The 20,730-nt window shown below is 61.6% G+C and carries 23 protein-coding genes and 1 tRNA gene; 10 read left to right on the top strand and 14 right to left on the bottom strand.

What is annotated here, in order from left to right:
• Positions 1–13: 13 nt before the first annotated feature.
• From NDI72_RS07085 to NDI72_RS07055, 7 genes are all read right to left on the bottom strand, one after another.
• Entirely contained in the window at positions 14–895 is an 882-nt protein-coding gene (locus NDI72_RS07085; protein ID WP_113153122.1) for a 3-hydroxybutyryl-CoA dehydrogenase, read from the bottom strand.
• Between the two features lie 214 nt (positions 896–1,109).
• On the bottom strand, positions 1,110–2,039 hold the full coding sequence (locus NDI72_RS07080) for an electron transfer flavoprotein subunit alpha/FixB family protein (protein WP_206546217.1): 930 nt from the start codon (positions 2,037–2,039) through the stop codon (positions 1,110–1,112).
• A gap of 16 nt (positions 2,040–2,055) precedes the next feature.
• Positions 2,056–2,805 (bottom strand): electron transfer flavoprotein subunit beta/FixA family protein, encoded by a 750-nt coding sequence (locus tag NDI72_RS07075; RefSeq protein ID WP_113156027.1) that lies wholly within the window; start codon positions 2,803–2,805, stop codon positions 2,056–2,058.
• A gap of 189 nt (positions 2,806–2,994) precedes the next feature.
• Complete coding sequence (locus NDI72_RS07070) at positions 2,995–3,762, bottom strand: rhomboid family intramembrane serine protease (protein ID WP_206546216.1); 768 nt, start codon at positions 3,760–3,762, stop codon at positions 2,995–2,997.
• A 41-nt stretch (positions 3,763–3,803) separates the two neighbouring features.
• Positions 3,804–4,385, bottom strand: coding sequence for a cob(I)yrinic acid a,c-diamide adenosyltransferase (locus NDI72_RS07065; RefSeq protein WP_283800030.1), 582 nt, complete (start codon positions 4,383–4,385; stop codon positions 3,804–3,806).
• Positions 4,386–4,393: 8 nt separating this feature from the next.
• A complete protein-coding gene (locus NDI72_RS07060) occupies positions 4,394–4,594 on the bottom strand; it encodes a twin transmembrane helix small protein (RefSeq protein WP_113153126.1) in 201 nt (66 codons plus the stop codon).
• A gap of 19 nt (positions 4,595–4,613) precedes the next feature.
• On the bottom strand, positions 4,614–5,447 hold the full coding sequence (locus tag NDI72_RS07055) for an SDR family oxidoreductase (protein ID WP_283800029.1): 834 nt from the start codon (positions 5,445–5,447) through the stop codon (positions 4,614–4,616).
• A gap of 101 nt (positions 5,448–5,548) precedes the next feature.
• On the opposite strand from NDI72_RS07055, the gene NDI72_RS07050 reads away from it, so the two are divergent.
• The gene (locus NDI72_RS07050; RefSeq protein ID WP_162742204.1) at positions 5,549–6,403 is read left to right on the top strand and encodes a YihY/virulence factor BrkB family protein; all 855 of its coding nucleotides are present in this window, start codon (positions 5,549–5,551) and stop codon (positions 6,401–6,403) included.
• On the opposite strand, the gene NDI72_RS07045 is transcribed toward NDI72_RS07050, so the two are convergent.
• Positions 6,367–7,272, bottom strand: a complete 906-nt coding sequence (locus NDI72_RS07045; RefSeq protein ID WP_206548321.1) for a DMT family transporter — start codon at positions 7,270–7,272, stop codon at positions 6,367–6,369. The genes NDI72_RS07050 and NDI72_RS07045 overlap by 37 nt on opposite strands.
• Before the next feature lie 192 nt (positions 7,273–7,464).
• Here NDI72_RS07045 and NDI72_RS07040 point away from each other — a divergent pair, with 192 nt between their 5' ends.
• A complete protein-coding gene (locus NDI72_RS07040) occupies positions 7,465–7,755 on the top strand; it encodes a hypothetical protein (RefSeq protein WP_206546248.1) in 291 nt (96 codons plus the stop codon).
• A 105-nt stretch (positions 7,756–7,860) separates the two neighbouring features.
• On the opposite strand, the gene gluQRS is transcribed toward NDI72_RS07040, so the two are convergent.
• Positions 7,861–8,745, bottom strand: coding sequence for a tRNA glutamyl-Q(34) synthetase GluQRS (gluQRS, locus tag NDI72_RS07035; RefSeq protein ID WP_283800028.1), 885 nt, complete (start codon positions 8,743–8,745; stop codon positions 7,861–7,863).
• Between the two features lie 88 nt (positions 8,746–8,833).
• Here gluQRS and NDI72_RS07030 point away from each other — a divergent pair, with 88 nt between their 5' ends.
• Both NDI72_RS07030 and NDI72_RS07025 read left to right on the top strand, forming a co-directional pair.
• Positions 8,834–9,478 carry a DNA-3-methyladenine glycosylase family protein gene (locus tag NDI72_RS07030; RefSeq protein ID WP_206553842.1) on the top strand — a complete coding sequence of 215 codons (645 nt, stop codon included), beginning with the start codon at positions 8,834–8,836 and terminating at the stop codon, positions 9,476–9,478.
• 132 nt (positions 9,479–9,610) lie between these two features.
• Entirely contained in the window at positions 9,611–10,168 is a 558-nt protein-coding gene (locus NDI72_RS07025; protein ID WP_113153132.1) for an HNH endonuclease, read from the top strand.
• A 20-nt stretch (positions 10,169–10,188) separates the two neighbouring features.
• On the opposite strand, the gene NDI72_RS07020 is transcribed toward NDI72_RS07025, so the two are convergent.
• Together NDI72_RS07020 and NDI72_RS07015 are read right to left on the bottom strand one after the other, a co-directional pair.
• On the bottom strand, positions 10,189–10,695 hold the full coding sequence (locus NDI72_RS07020) for a disulfide bond formation protein B (protein WP_113153133.1): 507 nt from the start codon (positions 10,693–10,695) through the stop codon (positions 10,189–10,191).
• Positions 10,696–10,704: 9 nt separating this feature from the next.
• Entirely contained in the window at positions 10,705–11,286 is a 582-nt protein-coding gene (locus NDI72_RS07015) for a YqaA family protein (protein ID WP_113153134.1), read from the bottom strand.
• Between the two features lie 157 nt (positions 11,287–11,443).
• Here NDI72_RS07015 and NDI72_RS07010 point away from each other — a divergent pair.
• Together NDI72_RS07010 and NDI72_RS07005 are read left to right on the top strand one after the other, a co-directional pair.
• Positions 11,444–11,528, top strand: a tRNA-Leu gene (locus NDI72_RS07010).
• A gap of 85 nt (positions 11,529–11,613) precedes the next feature.
• The gene (locus NDI72_RS07005; protein ID WP_283800027.1) at positions 11,614–13,251 is read left to right on the top strand and encodes an AMP-binding protein; all 1,638 of its coding nucleotides are present in this window, start codon (positions 11,614–11,616) and stop codon (positions 13,249–13,251) included.
• A 12-nt stretch (positions 13,252–13,263) separates the two neighbouring features.
• Here the strand turns inward: NDI72_RS07005 and NDI72_RS07000 are convergent, their stop codons facing one another.
• Both NDI72_RS07000 and NDI72_RS06995 read right to left on the bottom strand, forming a co-directional pair.
• Positions 13,264–15,657, bottom strand: a complete 2,394-nt coding sequence (locus NDI72_RS07000; RefSeq protein WP_222474110.1) for a putative bifunctional diguanylate cyclase/phosphodiesterase — start codon at positions 15,655–15,657, stop codon at positions 13,264–13,266.
• 44 nt (positions 15,658–15,701) lie between these two features.
• Positions 15,702–16,229, bottom strand: a complete 528-nt coding sequence (locus tag NDI72_RS06995; RefSeq protein WP_206546207.1) for a putative pterin-binding protein — start codon at positions 16,227–16,229, stop codon at positions 15,702–15,704.
• Between the two features lie 274 nt (positions 16,230–16,503).
• Here NDI72_RS06995 and NDI72_RS06990 point away from each other — a divergent pair, with 274 nt between their 5' ends.
• On the top strand, positions 16,504–16,860 hold the full coding sequence (locus NDI72_RS06990) for a 6-pyruvoyl trahydropterin synthase family protein (RefSeq protein WP_113153137.1): 357 nt from the start codon (positions 16,504–16,506) through the stop codon (positions 16,858–16,860).
• Between the two features lie 54 nt (positions 16,861–16,914).
• Here the strand turns inward: NDI72_RS06990 and tlpA are convergent, their stop codons facing one another.
• The gene (gene tlpA / locus NDI72_RS06985; protein ID WP_283800026.1) at positions 16,915–17,595 is read right to left on the bottom strand and encodes a thiol:disulfide interchange protein TlpA; all 681 of its coding nucleotides are present in this window, start codon (positions 17,593–17,595) and stop codon (positions 16,915–16,917) included.
• Between the two features lie 32 nt (positions 17,596–17,627).
• Here tlpA and argH point away from each other — a divergent pair, with 32 nt between their 5' ends.
• The 3 genes from argH to lysA all read left to right on the top strand — a co-directional run bounded on the left by argH (position 17,628) and on the right by lysA (position 20,693).
• Positions 17,628–19,049 (top strand): argininosuccinate lyase, encoded by a 1,422-nt coding sequence (gene argH, locus NDI72_RS06980; RefSeq protein ID WP_283800025.1) that lies wholly within the window; start codon positions 17,628–17,630, stop codon positions 19,047–19,049.
• Between the two features lie 36 nt (positions 19,050–19,085).
• The gene (gene lptM / locus NDI72_RS06975) at positions 19,086–19,289 is read left to right on the top strand and encodes an LPS translocon maturation chaperone LptM (protein WP_113153139.1); all 204 of its coding nucleotides are present in this window, start codon (positions 19,086–19,088) and stop codon (positions 19,287–19,289) included.
• A gap of 132 nt (positions 19,290–19,421) precedes the next feature.
• Entirely contained in the window at positions 19,422–20,693 is a 1,272-nt protein-coding gene (gene lysA, locus NDI72_RS06970) for a diaminopimelate decarboxylase (protein ID WP_283800024.1), read from the top strand.
• The last annotated feature ends 37 nt before the right edge of the window (positions 20,694–20,730 follow it).

Raw genomic sequence — 20,730 nt, 5'->3', positions numbered from 1 at the left:
GACCGCGATTATTCTAGCGCGTCGGCACCGGCGTTTCGCCGCGATAATCGTAGAAGCCGCGACCGGTCTTGCGGCCAAGCCAGCCTGCCTCGACATATTTCACGAGAAGCGGACATGGGCGGTACTTGGAGTCTGCTAAGCCCTCATAGAGCACCTGCATGATCGACAGGCAGGTGTCGAGGCCGATGAAGTCGGCAAGCTGCAGCGGGCCCATCGGATGGTTCGCGCCAAGCTTCATGGCGGTGTCGATGGCCTCGACCGTGCCGACGCCCTCATAAAGCGTGTAGATCGCCTCGTTGATCATCGGCAGCAGGATGCGGTTGACGATGAAGGCCGGGAAGTCTTCGGCAACCGTGATGGTCTTATCAAGGCTGTCGACGAAACCGCGCGCCTTCTCGAACGTGTCATCTTCCGTGGCGATGCCGCGCACCAGCTCGACCAGCTTCATCACCGGAACCGGGTTCATGAAGTGAATGCCGATGAAGCGCTCGGGGCGATCCGTCTGTGCGGCAAGGCGCGTGATCGAGATGGACGAGGTGTTGGTGGCGACGATGGCCTCGGGGTTCAGAACCGGGCAGAGCTGGGCGAAGATCTTGCGCTTGACCGTCTCATCCTCGGTGGCCGCCTCGATGACCAGATCCATGTCGGCCAGTGCTTCCATGGTGGTCGCGGGCGCGATGCGGGCCAGCGCATCCTGGCGCACCTTGTCTTCCAGCTTGCCCGAAGAGACCTGGCGCGCCATGTTGCCGGAGATGGTTGCGATGCCGGCCTCGATCCGCTCGGAGGAAAGGTCGTAGAGCTTCACGTCGAAACCTGCCAGTGCAGCCACATGGGCGATGCCGCTGCCCATCTGACCCGCACCGATCACACCCACTTTTTCAATCTTTCCAGTCATGTCGAAAACCCCGTGAAGTGCGGTCCGCACCCTTCGTCGCTGTTGTTGCAGTGCAAACTAGATGGGCCGCGCAATGGCGTCTACCCCCGCTTACAAAATCCTTGGCCAGCTCTGCCGCGAACGGTGGCGCTGGCGGAGCCGTGAACGCCGCATAAAAAAAGCCCCGCTCGAAAGCGGGGCTGTTGCCTGAGATTCCGGTGTTCTGATTATTGGCTTAAAGCGCCTTTTCGAGCTCCGGCAGCACGTCGAAAAGGTCTGCAACCAGGCCGTAATCGGCGACCTGGAAGATCGGGGCTTCCTCGTCCTTGTTGATCGCGACGATCACCTTGGAATCCTTCATGCCCGCCAGGTGCTGAATCGCGCCGGAAATGCCGCAGGCAATGTAGAGTTCGGGTGCAACGACCTTGCCGGTCTGACCCACCTGCCAGTCGTTCGGGGCATAACCCGCATCGACGGCAGCGCGCGAAGCGCCAACGGCAGCGCCCAGCTTGTCGGCCACCGGCAGGATGACCTCGTTGAACTTCTCTTCCGAACCGAGCGCGCGGCCACCGGAGATGATGACCCGTGCCGACGTCAGTTCGGGACGGTCGCTCTCGGCGATGCGGTTTTCAACGAAGCTCGACAGATCGGAAGCGGCAGGCGCGTCGATGGTCTCGACTGCGGCCGAACCACCCTCGGCGGCAGCCTGGAAAGTGGCCGTGCGAACGGTGATGACGCGCTTGTCGTCGGTCGATTCGACCGTCTGGATCGCGTTGCCGGCGTAGATCGGGCGCTTGAAGGTCTTGGCGTCGACCACTTCGACGATGTCGGACACCTGCATCACGTCGAGCAGCGCTGCAACGCGCGGCATGACGTTCTTGCCGGTGGTGGTGGCGGGCGCGACGAAGGTGTCATAATCGCCAGCCAGCGAGACGACCAGATCGGCCAGCGGCTCGGCGAGACGCTCGGCAAGCGCGTCGCTCTCGGCGAGCAGAACCTTGCGCACGCCGGCAAGCTTCGCTGCAGCATCGGCAGCAGCCTTTGCGCCCTTGCCGGCAACCAGCACATCAACGTCGGAGCCGATCTGGCTCGCGGCGGACAGCGCCTTGGCGGTCTGGTCGGAAAGGGTTTCGTTGTCGTGTTCGGCAACCAGAAGAATAGCCATCTTTTTTCCCTTCCCCTTAAAGCACGCCGGCTTCGTTCTTGAGCTTGTCGACCAGTTCGGCGACGGAGCCCACCTTGATGCCTGCCTTGCGGCCAGCCGGTTCCTCGGTCTTCAGCACGTTGAGACGCGCCTTGACCTCGACCCCGTAATCACCCGGCGTCTTGGCGTCGAGCGGCTTCTTCTTGGCCTTCATGATGTTGGGCAGAGACGCGTAGCGCGGCTCGTTCAGGCGCAGATCCGTGGTCACGATGGCCGGCAGCTTGAGCTCGACCACCTGCAGACCACCGTCCACCTCACGGGTGACCTTGGCCTTGCCGTCGGCAAGCTCCACATCCGATGCGAACGTGCCCTGGCTCCAGCCGAGCAGCGCTGCAAGCATCTGGCCGGTCTGGTTGGAATCATCGTCGATGGCCTGCTTGCCGAGGATCACGATCTCCGGCTTCTCTTCATCGGCCACGCCCTTGAGGATCTTGGCGACGTCGAGCGGCTCGACCGCATCGTCGGTCTTCACCAGGATTGCGCGGTCAGCGCCCATGGCGAGCGCGGTGCGCAGCGTTTCCTGGGCCTTGTCCGGGCCAATCGAAACGGCGACGATTTCTTCGACCTTGCCGGCTTCCTTCATGCGGATCGCTTCTTCGACCGCGATTTCACAGAACGGGTTCATCGCCATCTTGACGTTCGTCAGCTCGACACCCGAGCCATCCGCCTTCACGCGGGGCTTCACATTGGCGTCGATGACCCGCTTTACCGGAACAAGGACTTTCATGCGCATTCACCTTCCATGGTGGACTTCGGTTCTGATGCTGAATAACAGCAGACGGATTAACCGGTTAGCCGAATGCCGACATGTGCGGGGAAATTCAGAACACGCCTCCTCCCCCCTTCATGCGGCTCGCCGCCGGAGTTGGCGGGACCGTAGAGAGGCCTAACGTTCACGTCAATATGTCGAAACGCCCTATTGTCGTCCCCAGCGGGGCTGGCTGCTTTCGAGCGGCCGCGCCATGTCGGGTTTCTCCAGCTCCACCGCCCGCGGTTTTTCGATGCTGCGGTCGAACAGCGGCACATCCCGGCGCTTGAGGATAAACACCAGCACGGCACCCGCCAGAATGCCGCCGGCATGGGCCGCCCAGGAGATCTGGTTTTCCGTGTCGATCACCAGCATCAGGAACTGAAATCCGATCCACAGCGCCAGAAGAACGAAGGCCGGAATGCGCAGCGGAATGCGGGCAAAGGCCAGCACCCACACTTTCACCCGGGGATGCAGGATCAGATAGGCGGCGACAATGCCGGCAATCGAGCCAGAAGCGCCGATCAGCGGCGCATTGGAAGCCGGCGCAATGAAGCCATGCATATAGGCGCCGGCCACGCCGCAGAGCACATAGAAGACCAGAAAGCGGAAATGGCCGAGCGCATCTTCCACATTGTCGCCGAACACCCACAAAAACAGCATGTTGCCGCCCAGATGCATCAGGTCGCCATGCAGGAAAGTGTAGGTGATGTAGGTCAGCGGTTCCGGCACGAGATCAAGCTCGGGCGGAAGCACGGCGAGATCGTAGGAGACGGAGGGAATGTAACCCAGGCCAATCGCGGCGGCGAAAGCGAAATCAGTGCCGCCGACCGTCGTTATCAGATAGGCGATCACGTTGACCGCAATGATGGTCAGCGTGACATATTGGCGATTGATATGCCGCAGGCTGTTTGCGTCGTGCAGCGGTATGAACATCGGAGCCCTCTTCGCGGGCCCCGATCCCGGCCCGACTTTCGTCAGCGATTTTGCCCAGGCACCCATAGCACGTCGAGCGCGCCATTGTCATTGACGGCCCGGGAGGCGACGAAGAGGAAATCCGACACGCGGTTGATGTAGCGCATGGCCTCGTTACTGACGATTTCGCCCTCAATGGTTCTGAGTTCCACCATGAGGCGCTCGGCCCGCCGCGAGACCGTGCGGGCAAGGTGCAGCGCCGCCGCCGCCGGTTTGCCTCCGGGCAGAACGAAGGAGCGCAGCGGCGCAAGCTCGGCATTCAGCGCATCGATATCCGCCTCCAGCCGGTCCACCTGGCTCTGGACGATGCGCAGGGGCTCATATTCCAGCACCTCGCCCGTGTCGGGCGTCGCAAGATCTGCACCCAGGTCGAAAAGATCGTTCTGGATGCGCACAAGCATCGCGTCGATTGCCGGCGCGGTCTCGGCCAGATGAATGCGGGCCATGCCGATGCAGGCATTGGCCTCGTCCACCGTGCCGTAGGAGGCGACCCGCAAATCGCTCTTCAGGCGGCGCTCGCGCGAGCCAAGCCCCGTCGTCCCGTCATCGCCCGTGCGGGTGTAGATCTTGTTCAGCTTGACCATGAAGCGCCTCAGCCGCCCTTCGAGCGCGCGTAATAGAGCGCGAGAACGACGAAGACGATGGCGATTGCCTGAAGGATGACGCGCGCCTGCATCAGCTTGTTGGACGTGTTGGCGGACCCGCCGCGCATCATGTTCATGAGGCCGCGAATGAGGACGATCACGACCGCCATCATCACGAGGATGGAGAGGATATTGAAGAGTGTTTCCATGGCGGTTTTCTTCTCGGATTCAACCCTGATTCGACAGGAAGCTGTAGAGCATGCGCGCAGGCAGGAGACGTTTCAATGCGACACCGATGCGCGCCGGTGTGGTTACCACATAGTGCGGCTTCGGGCGTGGGGAAAGAAGCGCGTGGGCGAGCTGAACATAGACGGCATCCGGCTCAAGCTTGAAGCGTGATTTCACGCCGCCCTGCCGCAACCGCGCCAGCTGCGCGTCATAGGCCTCGCGGTGGACGGAGTTTTCATGGTCGATAAAACGCTCGAACCAGGGCAGCCCATTGCTGGCCATCTTCGAGGCAATCGGCCCCGGCTCGATCAGCGAAACATGAATGCCCGATCCTTCCAGTTCCGCCCGCTGGCAGAGCATCAGCCCTTCCAGCGCATGTTTGGACGCGGCATAGGCTCCGCGAAACCTGATCGGCACGAGACCGAGGATCGACGAGCAGTGCACGATGCGGCCATGCCCCTGCCGGCGCATGACGGGTACGATGCGCCGGGTGAGATCGTGCCAGCCGAAGACATTCACCTCGAACTGATGACGCAGCGCCTCCACCGGCAGATCCTCGACCGCACCGGCCTGCGCATAAGCGCCATTGTTGAAAAGCGCATCAAGCGTGCCGCCGGTGCGTTGCAGCACCTCTTCGACAAGGGCGGCAATTGATTCGGGCTCGGCGTAATCCAGATATAGCGGCTCGATCCCCTGCGCCTCCAGCGACGCGCGATCCTCCGGGCGGCGCACCGTTGCGAAGACCCGCCAGCCGTCTTTTTGCAGGGCACTGGCGCACCAGGCCCCGATGCCCGATGATGCTCCGGTGATCAGAATTGTCCGGCCCTGGCCCATGAAATTCCCGTCTGCACTTGTTTATAAGTGCCTCGGTTTCACATATTGACCGGTGCGAAACAATAAAAAGCAGTCTTGGAATCGAACTGAAAGGAACAGCCGTGCGCGGACTGAACGCCACAAGACGCATCCTCGGCGATGCGCTCGGCCACTTCAACACCGATGACGGCTGGGCAATGGCCAGTCACGTGGCGATCTCTGCGCTGATGGCGCTGTTTCCGTTCCTGATCTTCGCCACGGCGCTCGCCAGCTTTCTGGGAGCCGACGCCTTTTCGCAGCAGGCGGTGGACCTGATCTTCGACACATGGCCCAAAGAGGTTGCAGAGCCGATCGCGCAGGAAGTGCACAATGTGCTTGGCGTGCGCCGCAGCGACGTCCTGACCTTCGGTGTCGTGCTTGCGGGCGTTTTCGCGTCCAATGGCGTGGAGGCACTGCGCCTCTCGCTCAACCGCGCCTACCGGGTCAGCGAACAGCGTTCGATCTTTCGGCTGCGCGCGCAGAGCCTGATCTTCGTGCTGGTGGCGACCATCGGCTTTCTGGCGATCAGCCTGCTTCTCGTCATCGCGCCCGTGGCGCTGAACATCGCCGAAAGCAATTTCGAGTGGATCGCGCCCTATGTCGGCACCATCACGTTCTGGCGCTACGTCATCGCGCTGACGGTTCTCATCCTGGCGCTGATCACCGTGCATCTATGGTTGCCGGCGGGGCGTCGCAGCCTTCTGGATGTATTGCCGGGCATTGCCTTCACCCTGCTCGGCTCCTTCGTCGGCTCGAGCGTCTTCGCGGCCTATCTCGGCCGTTTCAGCAGCTATGCCAGCACCTATGCCGGCCTCGCCTCGATCATGATCGCGGTGGTGTTTCTCTACATCATCTCGGCGATGTTCATTCTCGGCGGTGAGCTGAACGCCTCGATCAAGCGTTATCGCGAAGCACGCATCGTGGCCGGAGCCGACTGACGCGGGCTGCGGCGCGTCGCCAGTGCCACCCCGAATGTGGTGATGGCCATGCCGACAAGCTGGATCGGGCTCAGCGTTTCGTCAAACAGCACCCACGCCATCAGGGCGGTCACGCCCGGCACGAGATAGAAGAGCGAAGCCACGCGGGCCACCTCTCCTTCGCGGATGAGGATCATCAGAAGGAAGATCGCGCCCAGCGACAGGACGAAGACCAGCCAGACCATGGCGAACACCAGTTCGCCGTTCAGCACGAAATCCCCGGTCTCGAACAGCGTGGCGATCAGGAAAGCCACCGCCCAGCCGCCGACATATTGCCAAAGCGTCACCGTGACCAGATCGGCCGTCGCCACGAAACGCTTCTGCCACACCGTGCCAACGCTCATGGCGATCACCGCGACGATGGCCGCGCCAAGCGTTGCAACCGTGACGCCGTCCGTGGCCGAGCCGAATTTCGGCGACAGCACGGTGGCGACGCCAACAAGCCCGACCACAAGGCCAAGCCAGTGCTTGCGCGTCACCGTCTCGCCAAGGAAAAGCCCGGCGATCACGGCAGTCAGCATGGGCTGGAGCCCGACGATCAGGCCGGCAAAGCCCGCCGGAAGCCCCTGACGGACAGCCCAGAACACGCCTCCCAGATAAACACCATGCATCAGCACGCCGGCGATTGCCGCGTGCATGGCGTTCAACGGGCCAATCGCCTTCGCTTTCACCAGAGGGATGATCAGAAGCAGGACGCCGAAGGTGATGGCAAAGCGCACCCACAGAAAGGTGAAGGGCTCGGCCCAGGGCATGGCGTAACGCGCGCCGATGAAGCCCGTCGCCCAGAGGAGGACGAACAGGGCCGGGATGGCCCGCGTAAGGTCTTGCATCGGTCTCTTGTCCCTGCGTCTGGAGCATCGGAAGGCCGGATTGCCCTTTGTTCGTCCCCATGGACGCACGGCAATCCATTGGCTGGCGGTCTGAGCGCGGCTTTATCAGCCACGCACCCCGCAAGGAAAGCGAAACATTTCCATCATACGATCAAGAAAGATGATCTGTTGCGCCACCGGGGGGATGCGCGAATGCTGATGAAACTGGACACGAGCTGGCTGTTGTTCGCGCTCGTTGCCGTGACAATGATCTCCTATATCCTCTCGCTCGGCCTCAGCGCCGCGCTGGGCGATGATGGATTCGGCACACTCGGCAACGCCACGATCATCACGCTCGCCTTTTTCGGCACCATTTATGTTTTCAACGAACGTGGCACGCGCTTCGGGAGCCTGCTCGACGCGGCGTTGGCGGGCCTCGGCGGCGCGTTTGGCGCGCTGCTCCTCCTCGTCATCATCAAGGCCATCATCAAAAGGATCGGCTAGAACCTCGGCCCGAAAAATGGAATCTGGTTTTCGGGTTGTTCCGATGCTCCAGGAATAGCTTGGAGCACCCTTTGTGCGTCGGTGCAGACCAACGGCGATCCAGGGTCAGGATACCGAAAAGCCGATCATGCGCCTGATGTCCTCCGGCGTTGCGCCGCTTGCCCTGAGGGCGTCGAGGCTGGTGTCACCCCGGCTTTTGGAAAGCTTGCGACCATCATCATCGAGGATCAGATCGTGATGGTGGTACTGCGGGACCGGCAGGCCCAGAAGCTCCTGAAGCAGGCGATGAACCGCCGTCGCGTAATACAGGTCACGCCCACGCACCACATGGCTGACGCCCTGAAGCGCATCATCGACGACGACTGACAGGTGATAGCTTGCGGGGATTTCCTTACGCGCAATCACCACGTCGCCCCAGGCTTCTGGATCGGCGGCAACGCTTCCCGTCTCGCCCTTCGGTCCCTGCCCCGTCTCGTCCCAGAAAAGCGGTTTGCCCACATGCGCAATCGCCGCTCGCATGTCGAGACGCCACGCGAAGGCCGCCCCCTCGGCAATGCGCGCTTCGCGCTCTTCCGGCGTGAGATACCTGTCGTCGCCCGGATAAACCGGCGCACCATCCGGATCACGCGGCCATGACGCGCCATCAGCCTCGTAACAGGCAATGCTTGCCCGCACCTCGCCCCGGCTCATGAAGGCGGGATAGACAAGCTCCGCCTCGACAAGCTGTTCCAGAGCCGCACGATAATCGTCGAAATGCTCCGACTGACGGCGCACCGGCTGCTCCCAGTTAAGCCCCAGCCAGGCCAGATCATGCAGCACGCCACGCTCCAGCTCGGGCGTGCAGCGCGTCACGTCGATGTCTTCCATGCGCAGGAGAAACCGGCCATCGGCCTCGCGCGCCATCTGATGGTTCAAAAGCGCGGAATAGGCGTGGCCAAGATGAAGCTGGCCGTTCGGGCTCGGCGCGAACCGGAAAACCGGGCGTGTCATGGGTAAATCGTGAATCGGGTTGCGGTCGGCATTCATCGATTGCTACGGCTTTCTTTCGTGCTCGGCAAGAAGAGGACACAGCGCCGCCATGCACCGCATAGACACGGATGCGCACATTCTGGAGGCGCTGGACGCGCTTGTCGGGATCGATCCCCGCCTTGAAGCCGTGCGCGCGCGGGCGGGCGAGGTTCCGCTCCGGCGCACCGCACCCGGATTTGCGAGCCTCGTTTCCATCATTGTATCCCAGCAGGTTTCCCGCGCCAGCGCCGACGCCATTGAAGGGCGGCTTGTCAGGCTGGTGAATCCGCTGACACCGGACGCAGTGCTTTCGGGCGGCGAAGAACCGCTGATCGCTGCCGGCCTCTCACGCGCCAAGCAGCGCACCGTTCTGGCGCTCTCCTGCGCGATCCGGGATGACGGGCTCGACCTTGAGGCGCTGTGTGCGCTTGACGCCGATCAGGCCATCGCCCGGCTCACCGCGCTGCCCGGCATCGGCCCATGGACCGCGCAGGTCTATCTGCTTGTCGCCGCCGGTCACCCGGATGTGTTTCCGGCCGGCGATGTCGCGCTTCAGGCTGCCGTTGCCGATGCCCTGGCCCTGTCCGAGCGCCCCAATCCCCGCGATCTGGCCATGCTGGCCGAATCATGGACGCCGCTTCGCGCCGTCGCCGCACGCCTGTTCTGGGCCTATTATCGGGAGAGAAAAGGGCACGAAGCCGCTCCTTTGCCCTGATCGACGCAAAAAACAGCGAAAAACCAGCTGTTTGAAATGTCATAAAGCAAAATATGCGCTTCACAATCCTGTCACGGCGGGCTTACAGTATTTGCATCGATCGACTTGGTCAGTTGAAGGAGCTTCAAAGACGTGACGATCGCGGCCTCGCCAGACAGCATGCCTGCTCTGGTGCTGAATGCGGACTATAGACCGCTCAGTTATTATCCTTTGTCACTGTGGTCGTGGCAGGATGCCATCAAGGCAGTCTTCCTCGACCGGGTGAACATCGTTGCCGAGTACGACCAGCAGGTTTCCTCGCCATCCTTCGCGATGAAGCTGCCGAGCGTGATCTGCCTCAAAACCTATGTAAAGCCGTCGCGCTATCCAGCCTTCACACGTTTCAACGTGTTCCTGCGCGACCGCTTCCGGTGCCAGTATTGCGGCACCCATGAAGACCTCACCTTCGATCATGTTGTTCCCCGCCGCCTTGGCGGTGTCACATCCTGGGAAAACGTGGTCGCGGCCTGCTCGCCCTGCAATCTGAAAAAAGGCGGCGTCATGCCTTCACGGGCAAAGATGTGGCCGCAGCAAAAACCCTACCGCCCCACCGTGCAGGATCTGCACAACAACGGGCGGCTCTTCCCACCCAACTATCTGCACGAAAGCTGGATGGATTACCTTTACTGGGATGTTGAACTGCAGCCCTAGCCTGTTCGCTAGCGGCTTTCCTACCGCTTGAAGGCGGCGCGAAGGGCGATGACCGCCCAGAGCGCGCTTGCCAGAACGTTCCAGCCAGCAAATGACAGGCCGAGGAAACGACCGGCCGCCTCGCTACAGGACGGCGGGATCACGGCGTTGAGCTGATCGAGCAGATTGCCGCCGAAATCCTGGTTTGCGGCACCGGCTCCGCAATCGGCAGGGCCTTCCCACCAGCCCCATTCCACACCGGAATGATACGCACCGAGCCCCATGCCGTAGAGCATGAGCGCGCCACCGGCCAGAAGCAGGCCGCGCGTGACAATGGCGGGCGCTTTCAACCATGACGCCAGCAGCGCCAGAAGCATCAACGGCGCGCCAATGTAATAGGGCGTGCGCTGTTCAAGGCACAGCATGCAGGGAATATAGCCGCCAATGTGCTCGAAGCCGAGGGCAATGCCGACGGTCGCCGCCATGCCAACGGCCAGCAGCGCAGCGCTCAATTTCTGGGTGGCGCCGGTGGGAGCGGTAAGGGACATGGAAGGCCTCTAGAAAATGTAGCGGATGGCGACAAAACCACCGACCAGCAAAACCATGAAAAGGGTGAAAAGAAGGCCAAGATTCTTTTCGATGAAGACGCGGATCGGCGGGCCGAACTTGTAGAGCAGCCACGACACCAAAAAGAAGCGCAGGCCGCGGCCGATGATCGACACCACGACGAAGGTGACGAGGTTGAGCCCCGTCGCGCCCGAAAAGATGGTGAGCACTTTGTAGGGGAACGGCGTTACCGCCGCGAAGAGCACACCCCAGCCGCCCCAGGTGTTGTACCAGCCGGCCACCTGATCGAAGGCGTCTTCCTTGCCATAGAAGGCGAGAATCGGCTGCCCGACCGCTTCGTAGAGAAACGCGCCGATGAAATAGCCCAGAAGCGCGCCGAGAACGGAGCTGACGGTGCAGATGAGCGCGTAGCGCAGCCATTTGGCGCGCTCCGATAACACCATCGGAATCAGCAGCACATCCGGCGGGATGGGAAACACGGAGCTTTCGATGAAAGACACGGAGGCCAGCGCTTTTTCGGCATGCCGTGTGGCTGCCAGCGACATGGTCCAGTCGTAGAGTTTGCGAAGCATGGATGGCCCTCGATGAGGCGCTTTGTCTAGCCGCTGCGGCGGCCATGTGCAACGCTGGCGACAAAAGACGCGAAACGCGGGGCGTTTTGTCTCGCAAAGTGTTGACGGAGCCCCGCTTCCCCGTATAGTCCGCTGCCTGTCCGGCCGTTCGCGGCGGGCCCCTGTGGCGGAATTGGTAGACGCGCTCGACTCAAAATCGAGTTCCGCAAGGAGTGCTGGTTCGAGTCCGGCCAGGGGCACCATTTCCCCAAGGGACACTGGTTCCTTAGAGGGACACTGGCTCCCGAGAGCATCAAGGCGACGGACAGGGGAGGACATGTCACGACGATGCTTGAACGGCGCGAAAGCTACAAAGCGCTTTATGACGGGTTCCGCTGGAACATCCCGCAGACGTTCAATATCGGTACAGCCATCTCCAATGACTGGGCGAAACACGCGCCCGAACGCATAGCCCTTTTCGAATACAGGCCCGGAGAGACACCAGCCACGCTGACCTACGGCATGTTTGCCGCGCACTCCGATGCGCTGGCCGCAGGCCTTGCACGAGCCGGCATCAGGCGTGGCGACCGGGTTGCTCTGCTCCTCCCGCAATCCTTCGAGACCGCGATTGCGCATGCTGCGATCTACAAGCTTGGCGCAATCGCCGTGCCGCTCGCCCTCCTCTTCGGGGCCGAAGCGCTCGAATACCGGCTGTTCACGTCGGGCGCTGCAGCGGTGATCACCAATGATACCGGGCTCTCCAAGATTGCGCGCATCCGGGACAGGCTCCCCGCACTGAGGCTTTCGGTCTGTGTGGACGGGGCAAGCGGCGACACGCAGGATTTTCACCGCATCATCGCCGAGAATGCCGGCCCCTTCGAAGCGGCCGCTACGGGGCCGGACGATCCGGCCATGATGATTTTCACATCCGGCACCACCGGACCGCCCAAGGGCGCGCTGCACGGGCACCGGGTCTTGCTGGGGCACCTGCCGGGCGTTCAGTTCCACCATGAATTCCTGCCGCAGGAAGGCGATCTCCTGTGGACCCCGGCCGACTGGGCGTGGGCAGGCGGACTGCTCAACGTGCTCCTGCCCGGCCTTTATCTCGGCACTCCCGTCGTCGCGGGCCGGTTTGAGAAATTCGACCCCGAAACGGCGCTTGGCCTTATGGAGAAGATGAAGGTGCGCAACGCCTTCATCCCGCCCACGGCGCTGCGCATGCTGAAAGCCGTTCCCGATATCCGGAAGCGTTTCGACCTTTCCCTGCGCACCATCGGCTCCGGCGGCGAAGCGCTCGGGCGCGAAACATTCGAGTGGGCGCGCAATGCGCTTGGTCTGGAGATCAACGAGTTCTACGGACAGACCGAATGCAACCTCGTCCTTTCGTCCTGCCATGCGCTCAATGTGGGGCGGCCCGGCGCGATCGGCCTGCCGGTTCCCGGACACCGGGTTGCCGTCATCGACAGGGAGGGTCGCCCCCTGCCCGCCCATGAGGCTGGCGACATCGCCATTCTGAGGCCCGACCCGGTGATGTTTCTGGGTTACTGGGAGAACGAAGCCGCGACCGCCGAAAAATTCATCGGCGACTGGATGACGACCGGCGATCAGGGCGCTTGCGATGAAGACGGTTACATCCATTTCGTCGGACGCGACGATGACGTCATCACCTCGGCCGGCTACCGCATCGGGCCAACGGAGATCGAGGATTGCCTGACGGGCCATCCCGACGTGGCGCTCGCCGCCGCCGTGGGCAAGCCCGATCCCGTGCGCACCGAAATCGTGAAGGCCTATATCGTCCTGCGCGAGGGAGCCGACCCCAGCGACGCGCTCGCCGAGGACATTCGATTATGGGTGCGTGAACGCCTTTCAGCCCACGAATATCCGCGCGAAATCGCTTTCGTGGAATCCATGCCCCTCACGACGACCGGCAAGGTCATACGGCGCATTTTCCGCGAGCGCGCGCGAAACGAACGTGCAGAAGATTAAAGGCTTTCGGGATCAGGCCGCATAGCGGCGAAGCTTGTGCGCAGCCAGGAAGTCAGGAATGTCGGAGGCAGGGATCGGCTTGCTGAACAGATTGCCCTGCGCTTCATCGCAACCCATGGCGCGAATGATGCGCAACTGCTCTTCCATCTCGACACCTTCCACCACCGTGGTCATGCCCAGCGTGAAGGCCAGGTTCACGATGGTCTGAACAATCGCCGCCTGATCCGCGCTCTTGGTGATTTCCTTGATGAAAAGGCGGTCGATCTTCACCTTGTCGAAGGCGAATTTCTGCAGATAGCTGAGCGATGAATAGCCGGTGCCGAAATCGTCGAGCGAGATGCGGGTGCCCAGCTTGCGCAGGCGACGCAGATCCGTGTGCAGCTTGCGGCTGTCTTCCAGAAGCAGCGTTTCGGTGATCTCGAGTTCGAGGCGGTTTGCCGGCGTGTCGGTCTCGGAGAGAACACGCGCGACCGTCTCCACGATGTCATCCCGCTTGAACTGCATCGGCGAGAGGTTCGCAGCGATGCTGATATTGTCCGGCAACGACTTCATCTCAAGGCAGACGCGGCGCAGCACCCATTCGCCGATGGGCACGATCGCGCCCGTTTCCTCGGCAATGCGGATAAACTCGTCCGGCGAGATCGGTCCGTGCACCGGGTGCGTCCAGCGCAGCAGCGCCTCGAAAGTGGTGACCCGGTTGGTTCCAAGCCCGATGATCGGCTGGAAGACGAGATGGAACTGCTCGTCCAGATTGGCCGCGCGCAACTCCGCCTCCAGCGAGCGACGGCGCTGCAGGCGCTTGTTCATGCCTGCCTCATAGAAGCGGAACACACCGCGTCCATCGCCCTTGGCCTGATAGAGCGCTACGTCCGCCTGCATGAGAAGGTCACCGCCCTGTTCGTCGGCTTCGGCAATGGCGATGCCGACGCTTGCGCCGGTGAGCACCTGATGCCCCTCGATGATATAGGGTTCGTCCAGCGCCTCGATCAGCCGCTTGGCCAGGCTGCTCGCCTGCTCCGGCTTTTCGACATTGCCCTGAACAACCACAAATTCGTCGCCGCCAAGACGCGCCACCGCATCCGTCTCGCGCACCGTGTTGCGAATGCGCCCGGCAACAGCGCGCAGAAGAGCGTCGCCAACCGGGTGGCCGAGCGTGTCGTTGATGCTTTTGAAATTGTCGAGGTCGACGCACATCACCGCCGTGGCGAGGCCCCGGTCGCTGCTGGAGGCAAGAATGTCCTCCAGCTGCTCACGCATCAAAATGCGATTGGGAAGATCGGTCAGCGTGTCGTGGCGGGCCATATAGGCAACCTGCGCCTGCGCCTTGTGCCGCTCGGTTATGTCTTCATAAGTCGCAACCCAGCCGCCGCCGCGCATCGGCTGGTGAGAAATCAGAATGGTGCGCCCATCGCGCAGTTCCTGTATCAGCGTATCGGACCGATCCTCTTCGATCAGCTTGCATTGCATCTGAGAGAGCTGTTCGGCCTCATATTCCGCGCAGGCGCCGGTCTCGACCATGTGCTGGATCAGCATGTCGAGCGACGTGCCCAGCCGGAGCTGCTCCTGGCTCAGACCGTAGATGTTCTCCATCTTCTGATTGCTGACGATGAGCTTGCCCTCTGCATCGAACATGCAAAGGCCGTGGGACATGTTGTTCAGCGCCGTGTTGAAGAGCAGGTTCTGGGTAATCAGCTCTTCATTGGCGCGACGTGCGGCGGCAGCGCTTTCGCTGAGCTCCGCGCTCGTTCGCAACAGATCCTCATTGGTCGCTTTCAGCCGCTGCTGCACACTGATCTGCAGCCGGTGCTGCCATCGCAGCATGGCGATGAAGATGAAGCCCGACACGACGAGCGAAAGCGCAAGGGATGAGAATATCCAGTGCAGCGTGAGAAGCTGCCGCTGATCCTCCGCCTGCGCCGTCGCTCCATATTCATTCGCCTTGGAAGCGAGCGCGACCATCTTGCGTTCAAGCGGCGCTGTCAGGTCGAGCGCCTGCTGGGCCACTTCCGGATCGTCGATTTCGCCGATAAATCCGCCGATTTCGTCCAGCGCGCTTGCCAGTTCGTCGACCGTTTCCCGGTTTTCCGGCAATGCAGTGACGAAGTTCATGAATTCGCCCTGCTCGAACAGGCTCAGCCTGCTGAGCAGGATCTGGTAGCGCAGCTCCACATCCTGCTTGGTAACCTGCGGCGGATCAATGAGAGCCGCCGTCAGGGTCCGCCTGAAGCGCAGGAGCTCGTTCATGCCCTGGCTGGCGCTATAGGCGATGTTGTAGCGGAAGATCTGCGTCAGTGCTTCCTGACGCTGGAACACCAGAACAGAAATATAAAGCGCCGCAACGGCCAATGCGATCATGCCGATGGAAAGAACCACCTGCACTACACGAGAGGCCGTGCGACGCTTCATATGTATTGTTTCCGGTTCCGCCATGAACAGCGCTTGTCAGACGCCTAGCGAACGGTAAAGCGTCGAATCTGCCAAACAGAACGAGAGTAGTATTTCTGCGTGTTCAGTTCAGGTGAGGAATCGTAAGGATAGACGATGAAAAGCGGCCCCTTGTCGCTGACCGGCATGTACTCTCCGTCGCGCTTGTAGGCGAGGATCGTGCCATGTTCGGCAAAATCGGCAATCGGCACCGGCGCCTGATAGTCGTTCAGCGCCGTGACAACCACTTCCTTGCCATCTGCCTGAACGAGCTTCATCAGCTCGGTCATCAGCGCCCCTTCGAACTCGACCTCATTGTCGAACCAGGGTGTGCTCGTCTTGATCTTTGCGGATTTCAGCTTCTCGAGCATGGCGATATCGAAATCGGCGACGCCTTCCCCATTGGTCGCACCGATATTGCCGTCAATCGTCAGGATGACATTGCCCTCGGGCTTTGGCAGTTCGGCATTCTGCGCAGCGGCCGGAGCCACAAACGAGAAAAGCAGCACCGCCAGTGCCGCAAACCAGCCTCCGCGGTTATTTTTATTGGTCATTCTTGAGCCTCTTTGCTGGCGTAAATTAAAACGCAGCCAAGGATAATGCCGGCTAACCAAACAACAGGTTAACGGCACACCTCTTTTGGCACACTCGTCCCGGTAGATTGACAGGCATCAAAGCGGGTGCCAAACCTTTAAGCCAAAAGGATTATACAACAGATCGTCCGATCGACCTACGGCAGGCGTCGCTCAGCCTTGAGGAAAGGTAAAGCTTCCTCCGGAAGAAACGATCGTGAGTCCGAAAATCCATTTAAAGTCAGGGGATTAGGAAGTGGAAACGTACAAGGAATTTACATTCGAGGCCGCGCACAAGCTGGAGCCTTATTCCGGTCTGCACGGGCATTCCTTCAAGGTCTCCGTCCATCTCGTCGGCGAACCTGACCCGGTTTATGGCTGGGCGGCTAATCTCTATGAAGTCGAACAACAGATAGCCGTCGTCCACAAGACCCTGGACCACACCTATCTGAACGAGATCGACGGCCTGTCGGTCCCTTCGCTCGAAAATCTTGCCAAATGGATTTTCGACAAGCTTTCGGAGACAACGCTCACGGTTGATCGTGTTGAGGTCAAGCGTGGACCTGACGGGCAGGCCGAAGGCTGCGTCTACAGCCCGCGCGCGGCTGCCTGAAAAGGCTTTCCGCTGCCGGAGCGATTTAGGGGAGCATGAAGCTCCCCGACAGGGTCATTTCTGGTTCGCAACCACCGCGTCGATCAGACGCTCGGCATCCGGGCTCGCCCATTCGGCGGGTCCGTTCATATGCGCCATGAGGCAGCCTTCCCCATCGAGAAGCAGCGTCACCGGCAGGCCAAGCGCCAGCCCCTGACTTTTCAGATCGTTGAAAATCTTCATCGAACTGTCGCGGTAATAGCCCAGGGCCTCAATGCCCGTTTCTTCCAGGAACGCGGTCGGCTTTTCATCGTCGCCGCGATCCACATTGACCGCAACAACCTCGAAATCGTCGCCGCCTTTGGCAGATTGCAGCGCATCAAGCACCGGCATTTCCTCACGGCAGGGCGTGCACCAGGTGGCCCAGAGATTGATCAGGATCGCACGGCCCGAAAAATCTCCGACCGACATCGCCTCGCCGTCGGGACCGGCAAAGGCCAGTGTTTTTAAAGAGCGCGGCGGATCGGCAGCCAGCATGGCCGCCACGTGACCGGTTGCCGCAGCGCCAATGGCGCGCGCCTGCTCCTGCTTAGCCTCACAGACCGCATTGTCTGCATCGACGGCAATCTGGGTCGCCGGCTTGTTGCCATCCAGCCCACCCTTCACGTATACCGCAATCGCACCCGCTATAGCGCCCGCGGCAACAGCCAGGACGACCAAGCGAAGTGCCGGGAATTTTTGTTTCTGCTTCGACATTCTTCTTTCCACACTAGCGCCCGGTTATCATGATGAGCGAAGACCAAGCCAGCAACCGCATGTGGGGCGGACGTTTTGCCTCAGGACCCGATGCCGTCATGGAAGCGATCAACGCATCCATCGGTTTCGACAAGAAGCTTTACGCCCAGGACATTCGCGGCAGCCTGGCCCACGCCGCCATGCTGGCAAAGACTGGCATAATTTCGGCTGACGACGAGAAAAAAATCGTTGAGGGCCTGAACACGATCCTGTCAGAGATCGAGGCTGGCTCCTTCACCTTTTCCACCAGGCTCGAAGACATTCACATGAATGTCGAGGCGCGTCTGGCCGAGCTGATCGGACCGGCCGCAGGACGGCTGCACACGGCGCGTTCGCGCAATGATCAGGTGGCGCTCGATTTCCGCCTCTGGGTCAAGGAAGAGTTGCAGCGCGTCGATGTCGCGCTTGGCGGCCTCATCGAGGCCTTTCTCATCCGCGCCGAGGAACACGCCGCGAGCGTCATGCCGGGCTTCACGCATCTGCAGTCGGCGCAGCCGGTCACGTTCGGCCACCATCTGATGGCCTATGTCGAAATGTTCGGCCGCGACCGTTCGCGCGTGCGCGACGCCATCGAGCGGCTGGATGAAAGCCCGATCGGCGTTGCCGCCCTTGCCGGCACGGGTTTCCCCGTCGACCGTCACATGACGGCCGAGGCGCTTGGTTTCCGTGAGCCCACCCGCAACTCCATCGACACCGTGTCGGACCGCGATTTCGCGCTGGAGTTCCTGTCGCTTTCGGCCATCTGCGCCATTCACCTTTCGCGTCTGGCCGAGGAAATCGTCATCTGGTCGACGCCGCAGTTCGGCTTTGTGCGCCTGTCCGATTCCTTCTCCACCGGCTCCTCGATCATGCCGCAGAAGAAGAACCCGGACGCCGCTGAACTGATCCGCGCCAAGACCGGCCGCATCAATGGCGACCTGATCGCGCTGCTGACGGTGATGAAAGGCCTGCCGCTCGCCTATTCAAAGGATATGCAGGAAGACAAGGAAGCCGTCTTCGACGCTGCCGAGACGCTCGACCTGATGCTTGCCGCGATGACCGGCATGGTCGGCGACATGGAGGTCAACACGACCGCCATGAAGGAGGCCGCCGGAGCCGGTTTCTCCACCGCAACCGACCTGGCCGACTGGCTGGTGCGTGAAGCGGGCCTGCCGTTCCGCGAGGCGCATCACGTGACGGGCCGCGCCGTGGCGCTTGCCGAGGAAAAGAAGTGCGGGCTTGAAAAGCTTGCGCTGGAAGACCTCCAGGCGATCAACCCGGCCATTCACGATGGCGTTTTCTCGGTGCTGTCGGTCAGCAACTCCGTGAAAAGCCGCACCTCCTATGGCGGCACCGCGCCCTCCGAAGTGACCCGCCAGATCAGCGCATGGAAGAAACGCCTGAAACGGGATGCAACGCCCGCCAAAAAGCGCTAAAACGCAGCCCACGCACTTTCGAGGAATGGAACGCTCATGACGGCCCGCCGCACGCTCACCCTTGTCATGCTCGGCCTCGCGCTCGGCCTTGCCGCCTGCGGGCGCAAGGCGCCACTTGATTCGCCCTATGAGGCGGCAGTGGATGCGCGCAAGGAAGCTGAACGCAACGACCAGCCCGTCCCGCCGGCGCCGGAAAAACCGGTCGAAGATCGTCCGTTCATCCTCGACGGTCTGCTCTAGAGCATCGGACCGAAAAGTGGGAACCGGTTTTCGGATAATCCGATGCTCCATCGATAAGTCCGGACCGAAAAGGCTTGCGCGGCATGACGGCGCGAGCCAGACAACCAAACGCTCAGCCGAAAGCCTGCTGCCGTGAATCATTTCGAATATCGTGACGGCGTGCTGCACGCCGAAGACGTGCCGGTGCCCGCCATTGCGGAAGCCGTCGGCACCCCGTTCTACTGCTATTCCACGGCAACGCTGACGCGCCATTACCGTGTCTTCTCGGAAGCTTTCGAGGGGCTGGACGCGCTCGTCTGCTACGCCATGAAGGCAAACTCCAACCAGGCCGTTCTGACCACGCTTGCCCGCCTCGGCGCCGGCATGGATGTGGTCTCGGAAGGCGAGCTGCGCCGTGCGCTGGCCGCCGGCGTGCCTGCGAACAAGATCCTGTTTTCCGGTGTCGGCAAGACCGCGCGCGAAATGGACTTCGCGCTCCAGGCCGGCATTCTCTGCTTCAACGTCGAATCGATGCCCGAGCTTGAACAGCTCTCCGCCCGCGCCACCGCGCTGGGGCTGACGGCCAATGTGTCGCTGCGCATCAATCCCGATGTCGACGCGAAAACGCACAAGAAAATCTCCACCGGCAAGGCGGAGAACAAGTTCGGCATCAGCTGGAAGGACGCCCGCGCCGCCTATGCGCGCGCCGCCGGGCTTCCCGGCCTGAAAGTGTCCGGCATCGACATGCATATCGGCAGCCAGATCACCGAACTGCAGCCCTTTGACGATGCTTTCGCATTGCTGACGGAGCTGACCGAAACCCTGCGCGCCGACGGCCACGCCATCGAGCATGTGGATCTCGGCGGCGGGCTTGGCGTTCCCTACGCGGAGGATGGCGACCAGCCGCCCCTGCCCGACGCCTATGCCGAAGTCGTGCGCAAGCACATGAAAAAGCTCGGCCTGAAGGTCATGCTCGAACCCGGCCGCCTGATCGCCGCCAATGCCGGCATCCTCGTGTCGGAAGTGGTTTATGTGAAGGAAGGCGAAGCGAAGAACTTCGTCATCGTGGACGCAGCGATGAACGATCTCATCCGCCCCACGCTTTACGAGGCGTTCCACGCCATCCGCCCCGTCGCCGAACCGGACGAGAATGCCGGCACGCTCGTCGCCGATGTTGTCGGTCCGGTCTGCGAGACGGGCGACTATCTGGCGCTCGACCGCGAGCTGCCTGCGCTCAAGGCCAGTGACCTGATCGCCGTCGGCTCTGCCGGCGCCTATGGCGCGGTGCAGGCCTGCACCTACAATTCGCGCCCGCTTGTGCCGGAAGTTCTGGTAAATGGCGACCGTTTCCACGTGATTCGGCCCCGGCTGAGCCTTGAAGAGCTGATCGCGCTCGATTCGATGCCGGACTGGCTCGCCGAGTAAAACCACCTGCAGCGCGCGGATCACAATTTCGCGCGCC

Origin of the sequence: Nitratireductor sp. GZWM139 (assembly GCF_030068685.1) — a bacterium.
Lineage (GTDB): Bacteria > Pseudomonadota > Alphaproteobacteria > Rhizobiales > Rhizobiaceae > Nitratireductor > Nitratireductor aquimarinus.
Note: the sequence above shows the minus strand (reverse complement) of the source record. Positions and strands in the feature narration are given on the sequence as shown.